The following is a 2,535-nucleotide window of genomic DNA, read 5'->3' as shown; positions in this document are numbered from 1 at the left end:
TTTGGAAGATCATTGACAGACAACACCAACGAATTAGAGGGAAACGTATGGAAAAAACCATTGATTCACAACAACGCTATTACTCAACCGCCACACTTTGCGAAATGTTGCAAGTTTCTCGCAGTTGGCTATGGGAACAATCAAAAGCCGGCAAATTTCCAAAACCGGTTAAGTTTGGGCGTTTGGCCCGTTATCCGGTTGAAGCCGTGGAGCGTTATTTAGCACAGCAAAACCACACCGCAGAAAAACCGCATGTCCCATTCTTTTGAGAAATAGTAGTAGGCTTCTGCCACATTAATGCCGTTGGTTTGGCGATACACCGCCAAAAAATCAGGCAACCACCAAATTTCCTCCGCCTTTTTCGCCATCCGCTTCATTGGTACAAGGGCTTTCAAACGGGCTTCCGGTGTGTCCGCTTTCTCATAGTCCAGAACCCATTGACCCAAAGTGCGGTCAGAAAGCGTGCGGTTTTTCCCTTTCTTGTTATTGGCAAGTTCGACCAACCTCATCAACTCTGCGGAAACCTCACCGTGCTTGATTTGTTCACATAAAAAGTTCACCGCTTTATAACGAGGCTGTGCCTGCTCAAGCTCTAACACCTTCACCACCAATGCCATCCTTGCGTCTGCCGCCTCCCGTTGTTTTGCCGTTAAGGTGTTTAGATCAACTTGGTGAAGAGCGAGTGGGGCTTTAGGCTTGGATTTAACAACTGTCACCGCAAATTTTCTTTGCAGTTCAACTTGTACTGGTTCTGGAAGTGATGAAAATGCATATTCAACACCACCACCTTTAATCCCTTTTAAGGGCTGAGATTGCCATCTTTCTTTTCGAGCTTGTCTATTTATATTGCTAGGATATTTTGATAACCCCCCAATTCCAGCCAGCTCTTTTGCACTAAACCATAATTTCATGACTACATTCCTTAATCTAAGTATCTGCTAGGCCATATATCTTTTGGTTCTTTCCCTAGTGCATCAGCAATAATTCGTTCCCCTTTGGGATAGCGTTTATCAAAAGCATTTCTTAAAGTTGTTTTTGCTAATCCATGTTGAACCCCTAATTGGGCTAATGAAATCCCTTTCTTAATCAATTCAGCTCTAATGTCAGCCCTATGCATATCATTAGCTCTTCCTTTTTCTTTCATTTTGTGCGATCCTTAAAAGTTAGTCGTTTAACTACTTGATTAAGTACTTAATCATCTACGATTTGAAATATGTATTAAATCATTTTTCAAATCAATAGGTGATTTAATAAAATTTTACAAAATCTTTTTAGTGTCAGCTTAAATCATTGATTTTGTTTAACTTAATCATTCAAATATTTTAATCCCATTTTGATTAAGAAAGGTGTTTTATGAAATCATCGGAAAAAGTTTGGTTTACAGCCAAAGAACTTGAGGGGCTAAATGGTCTTCCTTCTCATGCTACAAACATTACAAGGAAAGCTAAAAATGAAAATTGGATAACTAGGGAAGCTAAAGGAGTAAAAGGAGGAGGATTTGAATATCATATATCAAGCCTACCAAAGCAGGCTCAAATGTCGCTAGGCTTCAGAGATGGAATAGAAGTGATAAAAAGCAATTTGCGTGATGCCGCTGAAAAACACGCAATAAAAGAAAAAGGTTTTGCTGATTTTAGTCAAGTCAATCCTGATTATTATGAACCTATTGATGATTTTAGAGGTGTTCGAGTTTCCGCTGGATTAGGTTTGGAAAATGAAGAACAATATGATTCAGCATATGTTATGGTCGAAAGTTCTTGGTTTCAAAGAACTGGCAATAAATCCAAGCATTGTGCAATGTTTACCGTTAAGGGAGATAGCATGGAACCAACCTTAAAAGACGGTGAAGAAATTATTGTGGATCGCTCAAAACGCCAATTACAAGAGGGTAAAATTTTTGTCCTAAATCACAGTGGCGCAATGTTGGTTAAAAAAGTACAATTTACCTATGAGGGCATAGAGTTGTTAAGCGATAACACCGCATACCGCCCCATAAAAATTACCAATGAAGAAGCAGATAACCTACTTGTTATCGGACAACTTGTAAGAGGGTATCGTAATTTTTAATGATTTATAGATTTAAAACTAATAAAAAGGCTGGATAACCCAGCCTGCCATTCACAATTTAAAGCCCCTTAAAACACATTTTAAAAACTGTTTAAAAACCACCTAAACACCGCCAAATTTTATGCAAATAAAAAACCAATTTCCGCCCATTTTCACCCAATTCCCACCATTTTTATTTTTTGCATAAAATTCCCATCAAAAGCCACCAAAGCCCCACCACACAAGCCCCCACCGAATTTTTTCGAGCCAAATTTTTTCTTTTTCTTTATGCAAATATTGTCACCACCCCATACGGTAAGATTCATTACCTGTTTCTAAAATATGACAATGATGAATTAACCTGTCTAAAGGCACATTCGTCATTTTTGACTCAGTAAACAGCGTTCTCCACGCAGAAAATTCAAGGTTTGTTGTAATAACACCTATATTTTCATGAAGTTGGCTCATTAAATGAAACAGTAATGCTCC

Annotated in this window: 4 protein-coding genes and 1 pseudogene; 2 read left to right on the top strand and 3 right to left on the bottom strand. The window is 38.4% G+C overall.

Going from position 1 to position 2,535, the window contains the following annotated elements:
* The first annotated feature begins 47 nt into the window (after window positions 1-47).
* Window positions 48-269: a helix-turn-helix transcriptional regulator gene (locus BKK50_RS12135; RefSeq protein WP_077418480.1), complete on the top strand. Its 222-nt coding sequence runs from the start codon at window positions 48-50 to the stop codon at window positions 267-269.
* Here the strand turns inward: BKK50_RS12135 and BKK50_RS12130 are convergent.
* A pseudogene (locus tag BKK50_RS12130) lies at window positions 246-911 on the bottom strand (DNA-binding protein); the annotation flags it as partial. The gene BKK50_RS12135 and the pseudogene BKK50_RS12130 sit on opposite strands and share 24 nt — an antisense overlap.
* An 11-nt stretch (window positions 912-922) precedes the next feature.
* Complete coding sequence (locus BKK50_RS12125; RefSeq protein WP_077418478.1) at window positions 923-1,144, bottom strand: helix-turn-helix domain-containing protein; 222 nt, start codon at window positions 1,142-1,144, stop codon at window positions 923-925.
* 209 nt (window positions 1,145-1,353) lie between these two features.
* On the opposite strand from BKK50_RS12125, the gene BKK50_RS12120 reads away from it, so the two are divergent.
* Entirely contained in the window at window positions 1,354-2,067 is a 714-nt protein-coding gene (locus BKK50_RS12120; RefSeq protein ID WP_077500554.1) for a helix-turn-helix domain-containing protein, read from the top strand.
* 279 nt (window positions 2,068-2,346) lie between these two features.
* Here BKK50_RS12120 and BKK50_RS12115 read toward each other — a convergent pair.
* Window positions 2,347-2,535: ATP-binding protein (locus tag BKK50_RS12115; protein WP_158074682.1), on the bottom strand; the 189-nt coding region annotated here is incomplete at its 5' end.

The sequence above is a fragment of the Rodentibacter rarus genome, from assembly GCF_001998965.1.
GTDB classification, from domain to species: domain Bacteria; phylum Pseudomonadota; class Gammaproteobacteria; order Enterobacterales; family Pasteurellaceae; genus Rodentibacter; species Rodentibacter rarus.
Note: the sequence above shows the minus strand (reverse complement) of the source record. Positions and strands in the feature narration are given on the sequence as shown.